The organism is Klebsiella sp. GG_Kp175, assembly GCF_040062325.1.
GTDB classification, from domain to species: Bacteria; Pseudomonadota; Gammaproteobacteria; order Enterobacterales; family Enterobacteriaceae; genus Klebsiella; species Klebsiella quasipneumoniae.
Window position 1 is genome coordinate 72566 of sequence record NZ_JBEAFX010000005.1, and the last position, 22724, is coordinate 95289.

Below are 22724 nucleotides of genomic sequence, written 5' to 3' on the forward strand. Positions count from 1 at the left end.
ATGCATGATGCACAAATCCGCGTGGCCATCGCCGGCGCGGGCGGCCGGATGGGACGCCAGTTAATTCAGGCTGCGCTGCAGATGGATGGAGTGGCGCTGGGCGCGGCGCTGGAGCGTGAAGGGTCCAGCCTGGTGGGCAGCGACGCCGGCGAGCTGGCAGGTGCCGGCAAAGCGGGCGTCACGGTGCAAAGCAGCCTGACGGCGGTAAAAGATGATTTCGACGTGTTGATCGATTTTACCCGCCCGGAAGGCACGCTGAACCATCTGGCGTTTTGCCGCGACCACGGCAAAGGGATGGTCATCGGCACCACCGGTTTTGACGACGCCGGCAAGCAGGCGATTCGCGACGCCGCGCAGGAGATTGCCATTGTCTTCGCCGCTAACTTTAGCGTCGGCGTCAATGTCCTGTTAAAGCTGCTGGAGAAGGCGGCGAAGGTGATGGGCGACTACACCGACATCGAAATTATCGAAGCGCACCATCGGCATAAAGTGGATGCGCCGTCAGGCACCGCGCTGGCGATGGGCGAAGCGATCGCCGGAGCATTGAACAAAGATCTCAAGGACTGCGCGGTCTACAGCCGTGAAGGCCACACTGGCGAACGCGTCCCGGGCACCATTGGCTTCGCCACCGTCCGCGCGGGGGATATCGTCGGGGAGCATACGGCGATGTTTGCTGATATTGGCGAACGTATCGAGATCACCCATAAAGCCTCCAGTCGAATGACCTTTGCTAATGGCGCGGTTCGCTCTGCATTGTGGCTGAAAGGCAAGAAAAGCGGACTTTTTGATATGCGTGACGTGCTTGATCTGAATAGTTTATAACGATTATTACCCATCGTGATGTGGTTATTGCTATCAATAAGTTATTGATGCAAGGGGCAATATTTTGTTGCCCTTTTTTATTTTTGGCCGCTTTAGGTTGTTATTTTTCTGAATGGGCTATAAGTTAGGGTATTATTCGGTTTTCAAGTGAATGAAATGTAAATTTTGACCATCTGGTCCACTTTTTTGCCGTCCAGCGCCAGATTTTACACTCTTCGCCGTCCGCAAGCGTTTTCTCAGCCAGGTTTGTTGATCTTTTTGGCGTAAAAATCACGTGTTATGCGCCAGTGGCGTAAAATGACATTAAAAATCTCCGCTTTAAGTTGACTTTTATCCGACATCTCTCCAGAATGCCGCCGTTTGCCAAAAATCTGCGGGCAACAGATTTGCATTGATTCAGATCGTGTTTATGAATTAATATGCAAATAAAGTGAGTGGATATTCTCTGGAGGATGTTTTGATTAAGTCAGCGCTATTGGTTCTGGAAGACGGAACCCAGTTTCACGGTCGGGCCATCGGGGCAACCGGCACGGCGGTTGGGGAAGTCGTTTTCAATACTTCAATGACCGGTTATCAAGAAATCCTCACTGATCCTTCCTATTCCCGCCAAATCGTCACTCTTACTTATCCTCATATTGGTAATGTCGGCACCAACGCCGCCGATGAAGAATCTTCTCAGGTACATGCTCAGGGTCTGGTTATTCGCGACCTGCCGCTGATTGCCAGCAACTTCCGCAGTACCGAAGACCTCTCTTCCTATCTGAAGCGCCATAACATCGTGGCGATTGCCGATATCGATACCCGCAAGCTGACGCGTCTGCTGCGTGAGAAAGGGGCGCAGAATGGCTGCATCATCGCGGGCGACAGCCCGGATGCCCAGCTGGCGCTGGAAAAAGCGAAAGCGTTCCCGGGCCTGAACGGCATGGACCTGGCGAAGGAAGTGACCACCGCAGAAACCTACAGCTGGACGCAAGGCAGCTGGACCCTGGCGGGCGACCTGCCGGAAGCGAAAGCGGAAAGCGAGCTGCCGTTCCACGTCGTGGCGTATGACTTCGGCGCGAAACGCAACATCCTGCGCATGCTGGTTGACCGCGGCTGCCGCCTGACGGTGGTGCCGGCGAAGACTTCGGCGGCGGATGTGCTGGCGCTGAATCCGGACGGTATTTTCCTCTCCAACGGCCCAGGCGACCCGGCGCCGTGTGATTACGCTATCGAGGCGATTGAAAAATTCCTCGAGACCGATATTCCGGTGTTTGGCATCTGTCTCGGCCATCAGCTGCTGGCGCTGGCGAGCGGCGCCAAGACCATTAAGATGAAGTTCGGCCACCACGGCGGCAACCACCCGGTGAAAGATATTGATAACAACGTGGTGATGATCACCGCCCAGAACCACGGCTTCGCCGTGGATGAGGCGACGCTGCCGGCCAACCTGCGCGTGACCCACAAGTCGCTGTTCGACGGCACCCTGCAGGGGATCCATCGCACCGACAAGCCGGCGTTCAGCTTCCAGGGGCACCCTGAAGCGAGCCCGGGGCCGCACGATGCCGCGCCGCTGTTCGACCACTTTATCGAGTTAATTGAGCAATACCGTCAGTCCGCGAAATAATCAGGAGTAAAAGAGCCATGCCAAAACGTACAGACATAAAAAGTATCCTGATTCTGGGCGCGGGCCCGATTGTTATCGGTCAGGCGTGCGAGTTTGACTACTCCGGCGCCCAGGCCTGTAAAGCCCTGCGCGAAGAGGGCTACCGCGTTATCCTGGTGAACTCTAACCCAGCGACCATCATGACCGACCCGGAAATGGCCGATGCCACCTACATCGAGCCGATTCACTGGGAAGTGGTGCGCAAAATCATCGAAAAAGAGCGCCCGGACGCGGTGCTGCCGACCATGGGCGGCCAGACGGCGCTGAACTGCGCGCTGGAGCTGGAGCGTCAGGGGGTGCTGGCTGAATTCGGCGTGACCATGATTGGCGCCACCGCCGATGCGATTGACAAGGCCGAAGACCGTCGCCGATTCGATATCGCGATGAAAAAAATCGGTCTCGACACCGCGCGTTCAGGTATCGCCCATACGATGGAAGAGGCGCTGGCGGTAGCGGCTGACGTCGGCTATCCGTGCATCATCCGTCCGTCGTTCACCATGGGTGGCACCGGCGGCGGCATCGCCTATAACCGCGAAGAGTTTGAAGAGATTTGTACCCGCGGCCTGGATCTCTCTCCTACCAACGAGCTGCTGATTGATGAATCGCTGATCGGCTGGAAAGAGTATGAGATGGAAGTGGTGCGCGATAAGAACGACAACTGCATCATCGTCTGCTCTATCGAAAACTTCGACGCCATGGGGATCCACACCGGTGACTCCATCACCGTTGCGCCGGCGCAGACCCTGACCGACAAAGAATACCAAATCATGCGTAACGCCTCGATGGCGGTGCTGCGTGAAATCGGCGTCGAAACCGGCGGCTCTAACGTTCAGTTCGCGGTCAACCCGAAAAACGGTCGCCTGATCGTTATTGAAATGAACCCGCGCGTTTCCCGCTCCTCGGCGCTGGCCTCCAAAGCCACCGGTTTCCCGATTGCCAAAGTGGCAGCCAAGCTGGCGGTAGGTTACACCCTCGACGAGCTGATGAACGACATCACCGGCGGCCGTACCCCGGCTTCCTTCGAGCCGTCCATCGACTACGTGGTCACTAAAATTCCACGCTTTAACTTCGAAAAATTCGCCGGCGCAAATGACCGTCTGACCACCCAGATGAAGTCCGTCGGCGAAGTGATGGCGATTGGCCGTACCCAGCAGGAATCCTTGCAGAAAGCGCTGCGCGGTCTGGAAGTGGGCGCCACCGGCTTCGATCCGAAAGTGAGCCTCGACGATCCGGAAGCGCTGACCAAAATCCGCCGCGAGCTGAAAGACGCCGGCGCTGAGCGTATCTGGTACATCGCCGACGCGTTCCGCGCGGGCCTCTCGGTTGACGGCGTCTTCAACCTGACCAACATCGACCGCTGGTTCCTGGTGCAGATTGAAGAGCTGGTCCGTCTGGAAGAGAAAGTGGCGGAAGTGGGCATCAACGGCCTCGACGCTGACTTCCTGCGCACCCTGAAACGTAAAGGCTTTGCCGATGCGCGTCTGGCGAAGCTGGCGGGCGTGCGGGAAGCGGAAATCCGTAAACTGCGCGACCAGTATGACCTGCACCCGGTCTACAAGCGCGTGGACACCTGCGCCGCGGAATTCGCCACCGATACCGCCTACATGTACTCCACCTATGAAGAAGAGTGCGAGTCCAACCCGTCCGTTGACCGCGATAAAATCATGGTCCTCGGCGGCGGCCCGAACCGTATCGGTCAGGGTATCGAATTTGACTACTGCTGCGTACACGCCTCGCTGGCGCTGCGCGAAGACGGTTACGAGACCATCATGGTCAACTGTAACCCGGAAACCGTCTCTACCGACTACGACACTTCCGACCGTCTGTACTTCGAGCCGGTCACCCTGGAAGACGTGCTGGAAATCGTGCGCATCGAGAAGCCAAAAGGCGTTATCGTGCAGTACGGCGGGCAGACTCCGCTGAAGCTGGCGCGCGCCCTGGAAGCCGCAGGCGTACCGGTTATTGGTACCAGCCCGGACGCTATCGACCGGGCGGAAGACCGTGAGCGCTTCCAGCACGCGGTTGACCGTCTGAAGCTGAAGCAGCCGGCGAACGCCACCGTCACCGCCATTGAGCAGGCGGTAGAGAAAGCGAAAGAGATTGGCTACCCGCTGGTGGTGCGTCCGTCTTACGTGCTCGGCGGTCGGGCGATGGAGATCGTCTATGACGAGCAGGATCTGCGCCGCTACTTCCAGACTGCGGTCAGCGTCTCCAACGACGCGCCAGTGCTGCTGGACCGCTTCCTCGACGACGCGATTGAAGTGGATGTCGATGCCATCTGCGATGGCGAAATGGTGCTGATTGGCGGCATCATGGAGCATATCGAACAGGCAGGCGTCCACTCCGGCGACTCCGCCTGTTCCCTGCCAGCCTATACCCTGAGCAAAGAGATTCAGGATGTGATGCGCGAGCAGGTGCAGAAGCTGGCCTTCGAGCTGCAGGTTCGCGGTCTGATGAACGTCCAGTTCGCGGTGAAAGATAACGAAGTCTATCTGATTGAAGTCAACCCGCGTGCGGCGCGCACCGTGCCGTTCGTCTCCAAAGCCACCGGCGTACCGCTGGCGAAAGTGGCGGCGCGCGTGATGGCCGGTAAGACGCTGGCGCAGCAGGGCGTGACCAAAGAGATCATCCCGCCGTACTACTCGGTGAAAGAGGTGGTCCTGCCGTTCAACAAATTCCCGGGCGTTGACCCGCTGTTAGGGCCAGAAATGCGTTCCACCGGGGAAGTGATGGGCGTTGGCCGTACCTTTGCCGAAGCGTTCGCCAAAGCGCAGCTGGGCAGCAACTCGACCATGAAGAAACAGGGTCGCGCGCTGCTCTCCGTCCGCGAAGGCGACAAAGAGCGTGTGGTCGACCTGGCAGCGAAGCTGCTGAAGTTTGGCTTCGAGCTGGATGCGACTCACGGCACGGCGATTGTGCTGGGCGAAGCGGGCATCAACCCGCGTCTGGTGAACAAGGTGCATGAAGGTCGTCCGCACATTCAGGACCGCATCAAGAATGGCGAATATACCTACATCATCAACACCACCGCAGGTCGTCAGGCGATTGAAGACTCCAAGCTGATTCGCCGCAGCGCGCTGCAGTACAAGGTGCACTATGACACCACCCTGAACGGCGGCTTTGCCACCGCGATGGCGCTGAACGCTGACGCCACCGACAAGGTGATTTCGGTTCAGGAAATGCACGCGCAAATCACCAAATAAGCGCTCCGGCCTGGCCGGATAGCAACACACCTGGGCTGACGACTTCGTCAGCCCATTTTTTTTGGCCGCGGCCATCTTCAGAGAGTTCTGCTTTTAACCCCCTGTCGGGTCAGGCTAACTATAGTTAGCACCATAACGATACCTATTGATGAAAAGACAGGAGGATACAATGCGGAACAATATTCTGGTGGCATCCGCACTGGCAGCGACGGCAATCATGTTCGTGGCCGGCTGCTCATCGAATCAGTCGATCAAAACCACCGACGGCAAGACCATTGTCACCAGCGGTAAACCGCAGGTGGATGATGATACCGGTCTGGTCTCTTACAAAAATGCCGAAACCGGACGCGTGGAGCAGATTAACCGCGATCAGGTGAAATCTATGGATGAGCTGGATAATTAAGGCCTGACGTTTGCCATTCAGGCGCGCGTTGTGTCCACCACCGCGACATAAATCACAGTTATCATTGTAAGCGGTTCATTTAACTGTCTACACTCTTGCTGATTACGACAAGAGCTAACGCAGGCCAATCAATGATTCTGATAATTTATGCGCATCCTTATCCGCAGCATTCGCATGCGAATAAGCGAATGCTTGAACAAGCAGGGACGCTTGAAGGCGTAGAGATACGCTCCCTCTATCAACTCTATCCCGACTTTAATATCGATGTCGCCGCCGAGCAGGCGGCGCTCGCCCGTGCCGATCTGGTTATCTGGCAGCACCCGATGCAGTGGTATAGCGTGCCGCCGCTGCTGAAGCTGTGGATGGACAAAGTGCTGTCGCACGGCTGGGCCTATGGCCATAACGGTATTGCGCTGCGCGGTAAATCGCTGATGTGGGCGGTGACCACCGGCGGCGGTGAAAGCCACTTTGATATCGGTTCGTTTCCCGGTTTCCCGGTGCTGGCGCAGCCGCTGCAGGCCACGGCGCTCTACTGCGGGATGAAATGGCTGCCGCCGTTCGCCATGCACTGCACCTTTATCTGCGATGACGAAACGCTGCAGGCGCAGGCCCGCCATTATCGTCAACGCTTAATCGACTGGCAGGAGGCACATCAAAATGGATAGCCATACGCTGATACAGGCGCTGATTTACCTGGGCGCCGCGGCGCTGATTGTGCCCATCGCCGTCCGCCTTGGGCTGGGGTCGGTGCTGGGCTATCTCATCGCCGGCTGTATTATTGGGCCGTGGGGGCTGCGGCTGGTGACCGACGCCGAGGCGATTCTGCACTTTGCCGAGATTGGCGTGGTGCTGATGCTGTTCGTCATTGGTCTGGAACTGGATCCGCAGCGTCTGTGGAAGCTGCGCGCTTCGGTGTTTGGCGGCGGTGCGCTGCAGATGGTGGCCTGTGGGGTATTGATCGGCCTCTTCTGCATGCTGCTGGGGTTGCGTTGGCAGGTGGCCGAGCTGATCGGTATGACCCTGGCGCTCTCCTCAACCGCGATCGCCATGCAGGCGATGAATGAGCGCAATCTGACGGTATCGCAGATGGGGCGCAGCGCCTTCGCGGTGCTGCTATTCCAGGATATCGCGGCGATCCCGCTGGTGGCGATGATCCCGCTGCTGGCGGCCAGCGGCGGCGCCACTTCGCTGATGGCTTTTGCCCTTTCCGCGCTGAAGGTGGCCGCGGCGCTGGCGCTGGTGGTGGTGCTGGGGCGCTATCTGACCCGTCCGCTGCTGCGCTTTGTCGCCCGTTCCGGTCTGCGCGAAGTATTCAGCGCCGTGGCCCTGTTCCTGGTCTTTGGCTTTGGGCTGTTGCTGGAGGAGGTGGGGCTATCGATGGCGATGGGGGCGTTTCTCGCCGGGGTGTTGCTGGCCAGCTCCGAGTATCGCCATGCGCTGGAAAGCGATATTGAGCCGTTTAAAGGCCTGCTGCTGGGGCTGTTTTTTATCGGCGTCGGGATGTCGATTGATTTCGGCACCCTGGTCACCCATCCGCTGCGTATCGTGATTTTGCTGGTGGGTTTCCTGGCGATAAAAATGCTGATGCTGTGGCTTATCGCCAGGCCGCTTGGCGTGCCTCGCGCTCAGCGCCGCTGGTTTGCGGTGCTGCTGGGGCAGGGGAGTGAGTTCGCGTTTGTGGTCTTTGGCGCCGCGCGGATGGCGGAGGTGCTGGACGGCGAATGGGCAAAGGCGCTGACCCTGGCGGTGGCGCTGTCGATGGCGGCAACCCCCATTCTGCTGGTGCTGTTGACCCGTCTGGAGAAATCGTCCAGCGGCCAGGCGCGGGATGCGGACGAGATTGATGAAGAGCAGCCGCGGGTGATTGTCGCCGGCTTTGGCCGCTTCGGGCAGATCGCCGGGCGACTACTGCTCTCCAGCGGGGTGAAGATGGTGATCCTCGATCACGACCCGGACCATGTCGATACTCTGCGCAAATTTGATATGAAGGTCTTCTACGGCGACGCCACCCGGGTCGATCTGCTGGAGTCGGCCGGCGCCGAAAAGGCGGAGGTACTGATCAATGCCATTGACGATCCGCACGTCAGCCTGGAGCTGGTGGCGAGGGTAAAAGAGCATTTTCCGCATCTGCAGATTATCTCCCGCGCCCGCGATGTCGATCACTATATCCAGCTGCGTCAGGCTGGCGTTGATGCCCCGGAGCGTGAAACCTTCGAGGCGGCGCTGAAATCCGGCCGAATGACGCTGGAGGCGCTGGGGCTCGGCGCGTATGAAGCGCGCGAGCGGGCCGATCTGTTCCGTCGTTTCAACCTGCAGATGGTCGAAGAGATGGTGGCGATGGCGGAAAACGACGCGGCGTCGCGGGTGGCGGTCTTCAAGCGGACCAGCGATATGCTGACCGGCATCATCAACGAAGATCGTCATCATCTGTCGCTGGTGCAGCGGCACGGTTGGCAGGGGACGGAAGAGGGCAGGCACACCGGCGATATCGCCGATGAGCCGGAAAATAAGCCCTCCGCCTGACGCTAATCAGTAACATTCTGTTTTCGTTTGGATCCTGTTCTGGCGGCCCACGGTGTGAACGTGGGCTTGCCAGCAAATCAGAAAATTTTCTTATTCTTTACCCTCCGGCCAGTCGACGAAGTTGTACGCTTTCCGTATAGTGGCGACAATTTTTTGTACTCAGGAATGAATGAATGATCAGTCTGATTGCGGCGTTAGCGGTAGATCGCGTCATTGGTATGGAAAACGCCATGCCATGGAACCTGCCTGCCGATCTCGCCTGGTTCAAACGCAACACATTAAATAAGCCGGTAGTGATGGGGCGTCTGACCTGGGAATCCATTGGGCGCCCGTTGCCGGGGCGTAAAAATATCGTGATCAGCAGCAAGCCAGGCAGCGACGATCGCGTGCAGTGGGTCTCCTCCGTTGACGAAGCGATTGCCGCCTGCGGCGATGTGGAAGAGATCATGGTGATCGGCGGCGGTCGGGTGTATGAGCAGTTCCTGCCAAAGGCGCAGAAGCTCTATCTGACCCATATCGATGCGGAAGTGGAAGGCGATACCCATTTCCCGGATTACGATCCGGACCAGTGGGAATCGGTGTTCAGCGAGTTTCATGACGCCGACGCGCAGAACTCCCACAGCTACTGCTTTGAGATCCTCGAACGCCGTTAAGCGGGAAGGATAGCAATGAAAAACCCCGGTCGCGTCTGGCGTGACCGGGGTTTTCTTTGCCGTGAATTCAGCGTGGATGACGCTGCTACTATTTTTTCTGCGCCATGTTTCCCGTCGCGGGCTTCGTCTTTCGGGAGCGCTGCTAGGGCGACAAATCGCAAGGAAATGTAGCCCGGATAAGGCGCAACGCGCCGCCATCCGGGAAGACTCAGGACGCGACGGCTTCGCCTTCGTCGAGGCTTTTCTGCCGGTTCGACGGCTGGGTAAAGTACTGCTTATCCTCCCAGCGCAGGCAGGTGAGTTCACCGCCCCAGCAGCAGCCGGTATCCAGCGCGTAAATGCCCTCCGGCGTACCGCGTCCCTCCAGCGACGCCCAGTGGCCAAAGGCAATGCTGTAGGCACTGCTGACCGGACCAGGAATGGCAAACCACGGCTTTAGCGGCGCCGGGGCGTCCTCGGGCGCTTCTTTCGAGTACATATCCAGCTGGCCGTTCGGGAAGCAGTAGCGCATGCGGGTAAAAGCGTTAGAGATAAAGCGCAGGCGCGCCAGGCCGCTCAGCTCGTTGCTCCAGTGATTCGGCATGTCGCCGTACATGGCATCGAGGAAGAAAGGGTAGGAGTCGCTGGAGAGCACCGCTTCAACATCGCGCGCGCACTGCTGGGCGGTCTCCAGATCCCACTGCGGCGTGATGCCGGCGTGGGCCATCACCAGCTTTTTCTCTTCGTCCACCTGGAGCAGCGGCTGACGACGCAGCCAGTTAAGCAGCTCATCGGCATCCGGCGCTTCCAGCAGTGATTTCAGACGATCCTTCGGCTTGTTGCGGCTGATGCCGGCGAAGACCGCCAGCAAGTGTAAATCGTGATTGCCCAGCACCAGTCGCACGCTGTCGCCCAGAGATTTGACATAGCGCAGAACCTCCAGCGACCCCGGGCCACGGGCTACCAGATCGCCGGTCAGCCACAGCGTATCGCTCCGCGGGTCGAATTCAACCTGCGCTAATAATGCGATCAGTTCATCGTAGCAACCGTGAACGTCGCCAATAAGGTATGTTGACATTGTTTTAATGAATGAGCGTTGGAACTGCGAGACGGAAAACAGGGATCTCGATACGGAACGGCGCGCCGTCGATATCGATCATCTCATAATGACCCTGCATGGTTCCCAGCGGCGTTTCAATGACCGCGCCGCTGGTATATTGATATTCACCGCCGGCGGGAATATGCGGTTGCTCGCCGACCACCCCTTCACCTTGAACTTCAGTCTCACGACCGTGGCCGTTAGTGATGAGCCAGTAGCGGCCAAGCAGCTGAACCTGACTCCGCCCCAGATTGCGAATGGTGACGGTATAAGCGAAGACGTAGCGCTCTTCTTCCGGAGAAGATTGCGATTCGATATAGACGCTTTGCACCTGGACGCAAACACGAGGCGAATTAATCATGGTTAGCTCTCCTTCGATGGCAGATTGTCAGACAGCCAGTTGGCCATCTGGCAGTACTGCGCCACGGAAATATTTTCTGCACGCATGGCCGGGTCGATGCCCAGCTCGGTCAGCACTTCCACACTGAACAGATTGCCGAGACTGTTGCGGATGGTCTTGCGGCGCTGGTTGAACGCTTCGGTGGTGATGCGGCTCAGCACCCGGATCTCTTTGACCGGATACGGCATCGTGCTGTGCGGCACCAGACGGACCACCGCGGAATCGACCTTAGGCGGCGGGGTGAACGCGCTCGGCGGCACTTCGAGTACCGGGATCACCTGGCAATAATATTGCGCCATCACGCTTAACCGACCATACGCCTTACTGTTCGGTCCGGCAACCAGACGATTCACCACTTCCTTCTGCAGCATAAAGTGCATATCGGCAATGGCATCAGTATAGCTGAACAGATGGAACATCAGCGGGGTCGAAATATTGTACGGCAGGTTGCCGAAGACGCGCAGCGGCTGACCCATTTTCTCCGCCAGTTCGCCGAAGTTCATGGTCATCGCATCCTGCTGATAGATGGTCAGCTTCGGCCCGAGGAACGGATGCGTCTGCAGGCGTGCCGCCAGATCGCGGTCCAGCTCAATGACGGTCAACTGGTCAAGGCGTTCGCCGACCGGCTCGGTCAGCGCGGCGAGACCGGGGCCGATTTCAACCATCGCCTGGCCTTTCTGCGGATTAATCGCCGAGACGATGCTGTCGATCACAAACTGATCGTTGAGGAAGTTCTGCCCGAAGCGTTTACGGGCTAAATGGCCCTGATGGACTCGATTATTCATTGGGTATTAACAATCATTTTGATGGCGAGATTAAGCGCCGTGATAAAACTGCCGACGTCCGCTGTTCCCTGGCCCGCTAATTCCAGTGCGGTGCCGTGGTCGACGGAGGTGCGAATAAAAGGTAAACCGAGCGTAATGTTCACGCCGCGGCCAAAGCCTTGGTATTTTAGCACGGGCAGGCCCTGATCGTGGTACATCGCGAGTACTGCATCGGCATGGTCAAGGTATTTGGGCTGGAAAAGGGTGTCAGCTGGCAGCGGACCGCTGAGGTTCATCCCCTTCGCGCGCATCTCTTCCAGCACCGGAATGATGGTGTCTATCTCTTCCGTTCCCATATGACCGCCTTCGCCAGCATGCGGGTTAAGCCCGCAAACCAGCACGTGCGGCTGGGCAATACCAAATTTCGTGCGCAGGTCGTGATCGAGAATCGTGATGATCTCGCGCAGCAGGTCGGGCGTTATCGCCTCGCTGATGGCTTTCAACGGCAGATGGGTCGTCACCAGCGCCACCCGCAGCTCCTCGGTCGCCAGCATCATCACCACTTTGCTGGCCTGCGCGCGCTCTTCGAAGAACTCGGTATGACCGGTGAAGGCGATGCCGGCGTCGTTGATGTTGCCTTTGTGCACCGGGCCGGTCACTAACGCCGCGAATTCGCCGCTCAGGCAGCCGTCGCAGGCGCGCGCCAGCGTCTCGACCACGTAGGCGCCGTTATGTACGTTCAGCACGCCGGGCTCCGCCGGGACGCTCAGCGGGACGTTAAGCAGCGTCAACGTACCGGCACGCTGCGGAACGGCCGGTTGCGCAGGATCGTATGGCAGGAGAGATAAAGGAAGACCGAGCCTTTGGGCTCGGTCAGTTAACAGGGCGCCGTCGGCGCAGATCACCAGCTCAACTGGCCAGTCGCGCTGGGCAAGCTGCACGACCAGGTCAGGGCCAATCCCGGCGGGTTCGCCGGGAGTGATAACAACTTTACGGGTTTCAGGCATCGATATTAGTTGCTCAGAATTTTAACATACGCACTGGCGCGCTGTTCCTGCATCCAGGTTGCCGCTTCTTCAGAGAATTTGCGGTTCATCAGCATACGGTAAGCACGATCTTTCTGCGCGGCGTCGGTTCTGTCGACCTGACGGCTATCCAGCAGTTCGATCAGGTGCCAGCCGAAGGAGGAGTGCACCGGTCCGCTGGTCTGCCCTTTGTTCAGACGCATCAGCGCATCGCGGAACGCAGGGTCGAAGATATCCGGCGTGGCCCAGCCTAAATCACCGCCCTGGTTCGCCGAGCCCGGATCTTCAGAATACGCTTTCGCCGCTTTAGCGAAGGTGGTTTTCCCGCTCTTAATGTCGGCGGCAATTTGCTCCAGCTTCGCCTGAGCCTGCGCATCGTTCATGATTGGCGATGGCTTCAGCAGAATATGACGGGCATGCACTTCAGTGACGGAGATGTTCTGGGTCCCGCCGCGCAGATCGTTCACTTTCAGAATGTGGAAGCCGACGCCGGAACGGATCGGACCGACGATATCCCCTTTCTTCGCGGTGCTTAACGCCTGGGCGAAAATGCCCGGCAGCTCCTGGATACGACCCCAGCCCATCTGGCCGCCCTTCAGCGCCTGCTGGTCGGCGGAGTAGGTGATCGCCAGTTTACCGAAGTTGGCGCCGTTGCGCGCTTGCTCAACGATAGCATTCGCTTGCTCCTGGGCCGCGGCGACTTGATCGGAGGTCGGGTTCTCCGGCAGCGGGATCAGGATGTGGCTCAGGTTGAGCTCGGTGCTGGCGTCGTTCTGGTCGCCGATCTGTTTGGCCAGCGCTTCCACTTCCTGCGGCAGCACGGTGATGCGACGACGCACTTCATTGTTACGCACTTCCGAAATCAGCATCTCTTTACGGATCTGGTTACGGTAGGTGTTGTAGTTGATGCCTTCATAGGCCAGACGGCTGCGCATCTGATCCATGGTCATGTTGTTTTGTTTAGCGATGTTGGCGATGGCCTGATCGAGCTGGTCGTCAGAGACCTTCACGCCCATCTTCTGCCCCATCTGTAACACGATCTGGTCCATGATCAGTCTTTCGAGGATCTGATGGCGCAGGGTCGCGTCATCCGGCAGCTGTTGGCCAGCCTGACCAGCATTGAGCTTAACCGATTGCATCAAACCATCGACGTCGCTTTCCAGCACGACGCCATTATTGACGACGGCCGCTACTTTATCGACCACCTGGGGGGCAGCGAAACTGGTATTCGCGATCATGGCGATACCGAGAAGCAGCGTTTTCCAGTTCTTCATACTTTTTCCATTTCGATTAACCGCAAATGCGGATGATGTTGTAAACCAGCCGCATCACAGGGAGCTCTGGTACGGTAAAATGTTCGAACGCAGCATCTGCTGGGTGCCGAGGCCGTAGTTAGAGCTCAGACCGCGCAATTCGATATTGATTCCGAAGGTGTTGTCGTATTTGCTCTCGCCGCCGTTGTTGTTGCTATCCCAGCCGTTGACTTTACGTTCGTAGCCAAGACGGATGGCGTAGCAGCAGGAGTTATACTGGACACCCAACATCTGGTTTGCTGCTTTTCGGGTATTGGTATCGTAGTAGTAGGCACCGACCACGGACCAGCGATCGACGATCGGCCAGCTGGCGGTCATCCCCACCTGCGAGATACCCTCTTTATATTGCGCCGCGGTGGAATATGACGGCAGTGTGGCCTGAATATATTCCGGGCTGGCGTAACGATAGTTAAGCTGGACTAAGCGGTTTTCATCGCGACGGTATTCAATGGTGCCGTTACCGGTTGCGACGTTATCCAGACGCGTATCGTACTGGATCCCGCCGCGCAGACCCCAGTTATCGGCAATGCGCCAGTAGGTGTCGCCGGCCCATACCAGTGAACCCGTGGTGTCGTTGTTCTCCCAGTTGATGTTGTCATCACCGGTGCGTGACTCGGTGAAATAGTAGATTTGACCAACGGAAATGTTAAAACGTTCCACCGCGGCGGCGTCATACACGCGCGAGGTGATACCGGTAGTGACCTGATTGGCCGACGCGATGCGGTCGAGACCGCTATAGGTACGGTCGCGGAACAGGCCGGTGTAGTCCGACTGCAACAGCGTGGAGTCGTAGCTGCCGATTTCACTCTGATCGCGGTACGGCACATACAGATACTGCATGCGTGGTTCCAGCGTTTGGGTGAATCCCTCCTGCAGGTCGCGCTCGAAGACCATTTTGCCGTCGACTTTAAACTGCGGCATCACGCGGCTAACGGACTCTTTGTAGTCCGTGCCGTTGGCGGCGTTGTACTTATCGAGGTTGCTCTGCTGGTAGTGGGTCGCCAGCAGCTTGGCTTCGGTATTCAGACTGCCCCAGCCGTTCGACAGCGGCAGGTTGATCGTCGGTTCGAAGTGAACGCGGGTCGCTTCCGGCATGTTGTTATTCGAGTTAACAAAATGGGCGACCTGGCCGTACAGATGGGTATCGAACGGACCGACATCGTTCTGGTAGTAGTTAATGTCGAGCTGCGGCTCAGCCGAGTAGGAGTTGCTCGACTCCCGATCGAAGACCTGGAACTGCTTGGTTGAGACCGTGGCGTCAAAGTTCTGATTGACATACCCGGCGCTGAATTTCTGCGTCGCATAGCCGTCGGTACTGGAACCATACTTCGAGCTGAAATCGTTGAAGTAGTCAGGATCGCTGACCTTGGTGTAGTCAGCGTTCAGACGCCACACCTGATCGATAACCCCGGAGTGGTTCCAGTAGAACAGCCAGCGGCGGCTGTTGCTGTCGCTGGAGTGGTCATCTTCGTAGACTTTATCCGACGGCAGGTAGTCGAACTCCGTTAAGCCGCTGCCGAGCTGGGTCAGGTAGCGGAATTCGTTTTCCCACATCACGCCGCCGCGCTTGTTCATATAGTGCGGGGTGATGGTGGCATCGAAGTTTGGCGCGATGTTCCAGTAGTACGGCAGGGAGAATTCCACGCCGTTTTTGGTGCTGTATTTCGCGTTCGGGATCAGGAAGCCTGAACGACGCTTATCGCCCACCGGCAGCTGCAGGTAGGGGCTGTAGAAAATCGGCACGGAGCCAAGCTTGAAGCGGGCGTTCCAGATCTCGGCGACTTGCTCTTCGCGATCGTGGATAACTTCGCTGCCCACGACGCTCCAGGTGTCGGAGCCCGGCAGACAGGAGGTAAAGCTGCCGTTTTCCAGAATGGTATAGCGGTTTTCACCGCGCTGTTTCATCAGGTCAGCAGTACCGCGTCCCTGGCGTCCGACCATCTGATAATCGCCCTGCCAGACGTTGGTATCTTTGGTATTCAGATTCGACCAGGCTTTTGGTCCTTTGAGGATCACCTGGTTATCGTCGTAATGCACGTTGCCCAGCGCGTCCACTGTGCGCACCGGCTGCGCCTGGCCCGCGGCCTGCTGCTGATGCAGCTGAACTTCGTCGGCGCGGAGGCGGCTATTCCCCTGGTTGATATCGACGTTGCCGGTAAAGACGGCGTTGTCCGGGTAATTGCCCTTCGCATGATCGGCGTTAATCGTCACCGGCAGATCGCCAGGCCGCCCTTCCACGAGCGGACGATCAAAGCTTGGCACGCCAAGCATACATTGCGTTGCGAGATCGGCAGCGAGGCCTTGTTGGCTATACAAGGCGCTGGCAATCATCGTAGCCAGGAGGCTGGGAATACGTTTTTTCATACGTTGTATTTATTGTTCCATCATCTTGTGGCAGCGGCTTGCAAACGGTCAGAGCCTAACTTACTCAACTTTATCACGCTAGTGTTAATCCTGCCCGTTTCGAGCCCGAGCGTTAGGCACCCTGTTGAATGACGAGTATGATAAAGCAAATTATAGGCTATGTCCCACAATTGACCGAGGCGCGAGTGCCGGGTAACGTGCGGTCATATTCGTGCTTAACGGCGACAAACAGTTGGGGAGTCTATGCAGTATTTGGGTAAAGTGATTGGCGTGGCAGTAGCTTTGCTGATGGGCGGTGGGTTCTGGGGCGTGGTGCTCGGCTTCCTGGTCGGCCATATGTTTGACCGGGCGCGCAGCCGCCGGTTGAATCTCTTCGCCAATCAGCAGGAGCGTCAGTCGCTCTTCTTTTCCACCACCTTTGAAGTGATGGGGCATCTGACCAAATCCAAGGGCCGCGTTACTGAGGCGGATATTCACGTCGCCAATGTGCTGATGGATCGCATGAATCTGCACGGCGCTTCGCGTACCGCGGCGCAGCAGGCGTTTCGCGACGGCAAGGCCGACAATTATCCGCTGCGTGAGAAGATGCGCCAGCTGCGCAGCGTCTGCTTTGGCCGCTTCGATCTGATTCGGATGTTTCTGGAAATTCAGCTGCAGGCGGCGTTCGCTGACGGCGAACTGCACCCTAACGAACGTGAAGTGCTGTTCGTCATCGCCGATGAGCTTGGTATCTCTCGCGCCCAGTTCGATCAATTCCTGCGAATGATGCAGGGTGGCGCCCAGTTCGGCGGCGGTTCGCAGCAGCAATCTTATGGTCAGCACGGCGGCAACGCCGGCTGGCAGCAGGCGCAGCGCGGGCCAACGCTGGAGGACGCCTGCAACGTGCTGGGGGTGAAACCGACTGACGACGCGGCGACGGTGAAGCGCGCCTATCGTAAGCTGATGAACGAGCACCATCCGGACAAGCTGGTGGCGAAAGGGCTGCCGCCGGAGATGATGGAGATGGCCAAACAGAAAGCCCAGGAGATCCAGAAGGCCTGGGAGCTGATCAAAGAACAGCGCGGCTTCTGAGTTTTTCAGCCCCTCGTCCGGCGAGAGGGGTTAGCGTTTGGCCTGTGCGCGGCGATACAGCCGCCGCGGATGGCCGATTTTTCCATACAGCATCTCCACCTCCAGAAACCCGGTCTCAACGCCGTGTTCAAGATAGCGGCGGGCGGTGGTTTTGCTGAGTCCGGCGGCGCTGACCACCTCATCAACGGAAAAGCAGTGCGCTTCCCGGCCGCTAAACAGACCCTGCACCAGCGCCAGCGTCTTCTCTTCAATCCCCTTGCTGCCACTATCTACGCGATAGTTCTTCGCCTGCAGTTGATAGAGGGAATCGACGTTCTGCTGATCGACGATTTTCCACTCCCGCTGCTGATCGTAGAACTGGATAAAACGCTCCAGCGACTGACTCAGCCGCTTCCATGATACCGGCTTAAGAATATAGTCGAAGGCGCCGTTGCGGATAGCCTGGCTGCAGGTTTCCATATCGCTGGCGGCGGTGATAAAGATCACCGAGCATTGGCTGGTCGCCAGCGCCGGATCGGTCATCAGCGTCACCCCTTTGCCGTCCGGCAAATAGTTATCCAGCAGTACCAGCTGCGGCGGGGTGGCTTGGAGCAACTGGCGGGCCTGGGCGAGGGAGGCCGCCATGCCCGCCAGCCGCAGACGCGGGTGTTTCTGCACAAGCTCGGCGTGCAGGCGCGCCAGCTCGCTCTCATCTTCAATGATTAGCACATCGACCAGGTCATGATGCATCGTGGGCCTCCGGGTGCGGACGGGCAGGTGCGTCGGCCGGGATAAACAGGGTGAAGATCGTTCCCCGCGGCGCATTATCGGCGACTTCGATGGTGCCGCCCGCCTGAGTGACATAATGTTCAATAAGATACAGACCAATGCCGTGATCGCCACGGGTTTTGGTGGTGACGCCGCGTTCAAAAATGCGCTCGCGGATATCGGGGCGGATGCCGACGCCGCGGTCGGCCACTTCGATAATCAGCTCCCGGGCGTTGAGCTGGATCAGGACTTCCACCGGCTCATGCGGAAGCTCGGCGCGCTGCGTGGCTTCGATGGCGTTATCCAGCAGGTTGCCGATGATGGAGATCAGCTCGGATTCCATCAGCGACGGCAGGGGACGGTCGATGCGGCAGGCCGGGTCGAAGCTCAGCGCCACGCCTTTTTCGCGGGCGCGGGTGGCTTTGCCGAGCAGCAGACCGCACAGCGTCGGCGAGTGGAAGTGCGAGGAGATAAAGTCCAATAGCTCCTGAGCATGTTCCGACTGGGCCTGAATATAGCGGATCGCTTCGTCATAATGGCCCATATGCAGCAGGCCGGAGAGGGTAGTCATCCGGTTGAGCTGCTCGTGGCGCATGATGCGCAGATTGTCGACATAGCGCTTCACCTGGCTCAGCTGGGCGGTGAGGGCATTGATTTCATTGCGGTCACGGAATGTGATCACCCAGCCCTGCAGGGTATTCTCCAGCATAATGCGTACCCGACTGGCGAGCACGGTCAACTGGTTGAAGCGGCACAGCTCATCGTGGGTGTCGCGCTCAAGCATGTCGCCGCTGGCGAAAAAGGGCTGCGGGGAAATCACGCTGTCAATCGACTGACCGCGCAGCTGACTGGCGGGCTGGCTGAGTCCCAGCAGGCTGCGGGCGGCATGGTTTATCACCTCAATGCGCCGCTGGCGATCGATGACGATCACCCCCTCAAAGATCGACTCCATCATCGCTTTTTGCTGTCGCACCAGCAGGCCTATCTCCCGCGGCTCGAGCGAAAAAATCTGCTTTTTGATGCTGCGGGTAAAGTACCAGGAGAAGATAAACAGGGCGATGAGCAGCAGAACGGCGGCGATAAAAATATTGATCACTTTGGTCAGGGTAATGCTGTCGAGATAGCTGGTGAGGTAGCCGACGGAGACAATGCCGATCACCCGCCCCTCGTCATCGACGATCGGCGTTTTGCTGCGCAGCGAGACCCCAAGTCCGCCTTTGCGAATGGTGGTAATGGATTTTCCCTCCAGTACCGCCTGGTTGTCGCCGCCAACCAGCCGCGTGCCGACCCACTCCGGATGGACCGAATGAAACAGATGCACCCCCTGGCGGTCGCCGATGACGATAAAGCTGGCGTCACTATGGGCGGCGATTTGCTGCATAAACGCCTGAATCGCCTGTGGGTCATGCCGGCTGACCTGCTGACGTAAATTTGGCATCAGGGCTATCTCTTCGGCCTGAATTTTGGCCCGGGCGCTCATTTCCTGATAAAGCTGGCGGCTGGCATCAAAGTAATAATAAATACCCAGCGCGATAAAGAGGACTGAGAAAAAAGCGACCAGCGAAATAAACAGCTTATATTGAAAAGATAATTTCATAGGTCCCGGACGACGTATTCACCATACCGGCACTCTATCATTTTTCTGTCACGTGACGTAAATGTTAAAGGAAAGTTGTGATCAGCGGCGCAGGCGCGGGCTGCCGCCAGCGGTTGCGGTGGATATAAGGCGTGATGGGAAATAAAAACCATAAAAACCACGATAATAAATCAGAGATATATCACCCCTGCGCGGATCCGCGAATAGAAACCATAAAAACCATAGTGACCATTAAAACTTCTTTTTTAATTCGGGGAGCTTCACATTAACGACGCCGCTGTCCCTTTACGCTGAAAATGAATAATAACGACAGGGCTGAATTTATGAGCACGACAGACAATGCATTCTCTGCAACCCTTGAACCGATCAATACGCCGAAAGCCACGCTCAGGCAGCGCTGGTGGCACATCATGGATAACTGGAAGGTAGGGATCGTCCCGCTGCCGCTGTTTTTGCTGGCCGGGGGGCTGATTGCCCTCGATTGCCTTGGCGGTAAACTGCCGAGCGATATCGTGGTGATGGTGGCCACTCTGGCTTTCTTTGGCTTCGCCTGCGGCGAGTTTGGTAAACGCCTGCCGGTGCTGGGGAAACTCGGCGCGGCGGCGATCTGCGCCACTTTTATTCCTTCCGCGCTGGTCCATTACGGCCTGCTGCCGGACGTGGTCGTGGAATCCACCACCAAATTCTATAAATCCACCAACATCCTCTATCTCTATATCTGCTGCATTATCGTCGGCAGCATCATGAGTATGAACCGTACCACCCTGATTCAGGGCTTCCTGAAGATCTTCTTCCCAATGCTGTGCGGCGAGGTGGTCGGCATGCTGGTGGGCATCGGCGTTGGCACGCTGCTGGGCATGGAGCCGTTTCAGGTGTTCTTCTTTATCGTGCTGCCGATCATGGCCGGCGGCGTGGGGGAAGGGGCGATCCCGCTGTCGATGGGCTATGCCGCGCTGATGCATATGGAGCAGGGGGTGGCCCTGGGCCGGGTGTTGCCGATGGTAATGCTCGGCAGCCTGACGGCGATCGTCATCTCCGGCTGCCTCAACCAACTCGGCAAGCGCCTCCCGCATCTGACCGGCGAAGGGCAACTGATGCCGAACCGCAGCCATGAAACCCGCAGCCTCGGCGAGAGTGAAGGCATGAGCGGTAAAACCGATGTCGGGACGCTGGCCTCCGGCGCGCTGCTGGCGGTACTGCTGTATATGATGGGGATGCTCGGCCACAAACTGATTGGTCTGCCGGCGCCGGTGGGCATGCTGTTTCTCGCGGTGCTGTTAAAGCTGGCTAATGTGGTGTCTCCGCGCCTGCAGGAGGGATCGCAGATGGTGTATAAATTCTTCCGCACCGCGGTCACCTACCCGATCCTCTTTGCCGTCGGTGTGGCGATCACCCCGTGGCAGGAGCTGGTGAACGCCTTCACTTTCACTAACCTGCTGGTGATCGTCAGCACCGTCTCCGCGCTGGTGGCGACCGGTTTCCTGGTCGGTAAAAAGATAGGGATGCACCCGATCGATGTGGCGATTGTCTCCTGTTGCCAGAGCGGGCAGGGCGGCACCGGCGATGTGGCGATCCTGACCGCTGGTAACCGCATGAGCCTGATGCCGTTCGCGCAGATCGCTACCCGGATTGGCGGGGCGATAAATGTCTCTCTGGGGTTGCTGTTCCTCAGCCACTATCTGGCGTGATATAACGCTACGCTCAGCGATAAAACTGCTATTTTCCGCTACAGAACGCCGAAAATATCTGCGTTCTGTATCCTAAATGCTCCGCATTTAGCGTTACAATCAGCGCGCGATCGGCTATCGCAACCATCATTATGACAGTCCAGGCGCTGTCGCATTTATCATATGTAGGAGAGGAATTAATGTCAGTGGATACTCCCGCCCAGGCGGGCGTCAGCATCGACGCATTGCTGGCGGCGAAAGAGCAGCGTGCAGCCCGCCAGGCCGACTGGTTGGCCCATTATCAGCAGCCTGTTATTTCCCTGACCCTGGTGACCCCCGGGGCGGTGAAGGACAGCATTCGCTATCGCAACATGATGGGCGTAGCCCTCCAGGCCTGCGATCAGCTGCTTTGGAAGCACCGCTGGCAAACGCTGGATCGTCAGGTGCTGTGGCTGCCGACCGGGCCTGAAGCGCTGTGGTGCGTGGCGCATCCGGCCAGCGAAATCAAAGCGATGTGCAGTACGCTGGAGCAGAGCCATCCGCTGGGACGCTTGTGGGATATCGATGTGATCTGTCCGCAGAGCGGGCAGGTGGGACGCCAGTCGCTGGGCGAGTCGCAGCGCCGCTGCCTGCTGTGCGATGAGCCGGCGCACGCCTGCGCGCGTAGCCGTCGTCACGACACCGATCTCGTCGTTGCCCGCGTTGAGCAAATGATTGACGCGTGGTTTGCCCGCGATTAACGGGTTAGCATTCCCCGGCAGCAGAGCGCTGCCGGGGAGGTCCTAAAAGTCGAGCGGCGCGCGGAAGGTCATCGCGTTGCCGTAGGCGGGGTGGGTGATGGTGAGCGTCTCGGCGTGAAGCAGCAGGCGCGGGGCCATCTCCAGCGCCTCCGGCGTGGCGTAAAAGCGGTCGCCAAGGATCGGATGTCCCAGCGCCAGCATATGCACGCGCAGCTGGTGTGACCGTCCGGTAATTGGCTTCAGGCGCACGCGGGCGGTATTATCTTCCGCGTACTCCAGCACCTCATACTCGGTCTGCGCCGCTTTGCCGGTTTCATAACACACCTTCTGCTTTGGCCGGTTCGGCCAGTCGCAAATCAGCGGTAAATCCACCAGGCCCTCCGCCGGCTGCGGATGGCCCCAGACGCGGGCGATGTACTGCTTCTTCGGCTCGCGCTCGCGGAACTGGCGCTTCAGTTCGCGCTCGGCCGCCTTATTCAGCGCCACCACAATCACGCCGCTGGTGGCCATATCAAGGCGATGCACCGATTCGGCCTGCGGGAAGTCGCGCTGAATGCGCGTCATCACGCTGTCTTTATGCTCATCAAGACGACCCGGCACGGACAACAAGCCGCTCGGCTTGTTGACCACCATGATGTGCTCATCCTGATACAGGATCACCAGCCAGGGATCCTGCGGCGGATTGTAGTTTTCCATCGCCATTTCGCGT

19 protein-coding genes are annotated in these 22724 nt (G+C 58.2%); 10 read left to right on the plus strand and 9 right to left on the minus strand.

Annotated elements, in window-relative coordinates; all coding sequences use genetic code 11:
* The 7 genes from dapB (at position 1) to folA (ending at position 9249) form a co-directional block, all read left to right on the plus strand.
* Entirely contained in the window at positions 1–822 is an 822-nt protein-coding gene (dapB, locus tag ABLU73_RS11900; RefSeq protein WP_004204265.1) for a 4-hydroxy-tetrahydrodipicolinate reductase, read from the plus strand.
* Between the two features lie 457 nt (positions 823–1279).
* A complete protein-coding gene (gene carA / locus ABLU73_RS11905; RefSeq protein WP_004212571.1) occupies positions 1280–2428 on the plus strand; it encodes a glutamine-hydrolyzing carbamoyl-phosphate synthase small subunit in 1149 nt (382 codons plus the stop codon).
* Positions 2429–2445: 17 nt separating this feature from the next.
* Positions 2446–5670, plus strand: coding sequence for a carbamoyl-phosphate synthase large subunit (gene carB / locus ABLU73_RS11910; RefSeq protein WP_004204267.1), 3225 nt, complete (start codon positions 2446–2448; stop codon positions 5668–5670).
* Positions 5671–5839: 169 nt separating this feature from the next.
* Positions 5840–6073 (plus strand): YgdI/YgdR family lipoprotein, encoded by a 234-nt coding sequence (locus ABLU73_RS11915; RefSeq protein WP_002888059.1) that lies wholly within the window; start codon positions 5840–5842, stop codon positions 6071–6073.
* 131 nt (positions 6074–6204) lie between these two features.
* On the plus strand, positions 6205–6738 hold the full coding sequence (gene kefF, locus ABLU73_RS11920) for a glutathione-regulated potassium-efflux system oxidoreductase KefF (RefSeq protein ID WP_004204269.1): 534 nt from the start codon (positions 6205–6207) through the stop codon (positions 6736–6738).
* Positions 6731–8596: a glutathione-regulated potassium-efflux system protein KefC gene (gene kefC / locus ABLU73_RS11925; RefSeq protein ID WP_004204270.1), complete on the plus strand. Its 1866-nt coding sequence runs from the start codon at positions 6731–6733 to the stop codon at positions 8594–8596. The genes kefF and kefC overlap by 8 nt, the downstream gene beginning before the upstream one ends.
* A gap of 173 nt (positions 8597–8769) precedes the next feature.
* Positions 8770–9249, plus strand: a complete 480-nt coding sequence (folA, locus tag ABLU73_RS11930; protein ID WP_004204271.1) for a type 3 dihydrofolate reductase — start codon at positions 8770–8772, stop codon at positions 9247–9249.
* Positions 9250–9457: 208 nt separating this feature from the next.
* Here folA and apaH read toward each other — a convergent pair whose 3' ends face one another.
* Genes apaH through lptD form a run of 6 tightly spaced genes read right to left on the minus strand, consistent with a single transcriptional unit; the run spans position 9458 to position 16193 of the window.
* Positions 9458–10306: a bis(5'-nucleosyl)-tetraphosphatase (symmetrical) ApaH gene (apaH, locus tag ABLU73_RS11935; RefSeq protein WP_004204272.1), complete on the minus strand. Its 849-nt coding sequence runs from the start codon at positions 10304–10306 to the stop codon at positions 9458–9460.
* 4 nt (positions 10307–10310) lie between these two features.
* Positions 10311–10688, minus strand: coding sequence for a Co2+/Mg2+ efflux protein ApaG (apaG, locus tag ABLU73_RS11940; RefSeq protein WP_004204274.1), 378 nt, complete (start codon positions 10686–10688; stop codon positions 10311–10313).
* 2 nt (positions 10689–10690) lie between these two features.
* On the minus strand, positions 10691–11512 hold the full coding sequence (gene rsmA, locus ABLU73_RS11945; RefSeq protein WP_004204275.1) for a 16S rRNA (adenine(1518)-N(6)/adenine(1519)-N(6))-dimethyltransferase RsmA: 822 nt from the start codon (positions 11510–11512) through the stop codon (positions 10691–10693).
* Positions 11509–12498, minus strand: coding sequence for a 4-hydroxythreonine-4-phosphate dehydrogenase PdxA (pdxA, locus tag ABLU73_RS11950; RefSeq protein WP_226548879.1), 990 nt, complete (start codon positions 12496–12498; stop codon positions 11509–11511). Before pdxA ends, rsmA begins: the two co-directional genes overlap by 4 nt.
* Before the next feature lie 5 nt (positions 12499–12503).
* Positions 12504–13790: a peptidylprolyl isomerase SurA gene (gene surA, locus ABLU73_RS11955; RefSeq protein ID WP_004204278.1), complete on the minus strand. Its 1287-nt coding sequence runs from the start codon at positions 13788–13790 to the stop codon at positions 12504–12506.
* Between the two features lie 54 nt (positions 13791–13844).
* On the minus strand, positions 13845–16193 hold the full coding sequence (gene lptD / locus ABLU73_RS11960; RefSeq protein WP_032455544.1) for an LPS assembly protein LptD: 2349 nt from the start codon (positions 16191–16193) through the stop codon (positions 13845–13847).
* Positions 16194–16436: 243 nt separating this feature from the next.
* Here lptD and djlA point away from each other — a divergent pair, with 243 nt between their 5' ends.
* On the plus strand, positions 16437–17264 hold the full coding sequence (djlA, locus tag ABLU73_RS11965) for a co-chaperone DjlA (RefSeq protein ID WP_008807470.1): 828 nt from the start codon (positions 16437–16439) through the stop codon (positions 17262–17264).
* 30 nt (positions 17265–17294) lie between these two features.
* Here the strand turns inward: djlA and ABLU73_RS11970 are convergent, their stop codons facing one another.
* A complete protein-coding gene (locus ABLU73_RS11970) occupies positions 17295–17993 on the minus strand; it encodes a response regulator (protein ID WP_194006887.1) in 699 nt (232 codons plus the stop codon).
* Positions 17983–19608 (minus strand): sensor histidine kinase, encoded by a 1626-nt coding sequence (locus tag ABLU73_RS11975; RefSeq protein WP_017901206.1) that lies wholly within the window; start codon positions 19606–19608, stop codon positions 17983–17985. Before ABLU73_RS11975 ends, ABLU73_RS11970 begins: the two co-directional genes overlap by 11 nt.
* Positions 19609–19931: 323 nt before the next feature.
* On the opposite strand from ABLU73_RS11975, the gene ABLU73_RS11980 reads away from it, so the two are divergent.
* Together ABLU73_RS11980 and citX are read left to right on the plus strand one after the other, a co-directional pair.
* A complete protein-coding gene (locus tag ABLU73_RS11980) occupies positions 19932–21296 on the plus strand; it encodes a 2-hydroxycarboxylate transporter family protein (RefSeq protein ID WP_049004278.1) in 1365 nt (454 codons plus the stop codon).
* Positions 21297–21475: 179 nt separating this feature from the next.
* On the plus strand, positions 21476–22015 hold the full coding sequence (gene citX, locus ABLU73_RS11985) for a citrate lyase holo-[acyl-carrier protein] synthase (protein WP_004204286.1): 540 nt from the start codon (positions 21476–21478) through the stop codon (positions 22013–22015).
* 42 nt (positions 22016–22057) lie between these two features.
* Here citX and rluA read toward each other — a convergent pair whose 3' ends face one another.
* The gene (rluA, locus tag ABLU73_RS11990; protein ID WP_226548847.1) at positions 22058–22717 is read right to left on the minus strand and encodes a bifunctional tRNA pseudouridine(32) synthase/23S rRNA pseudouridine(746) synthase RluA; all 660 of its coding nucleotides are present in this window, start codon (positions 22715–22717) and stop codon (positions 22058–22060) included.
* Positions 22718–22724: the final 7 nt, after the last annotated feature.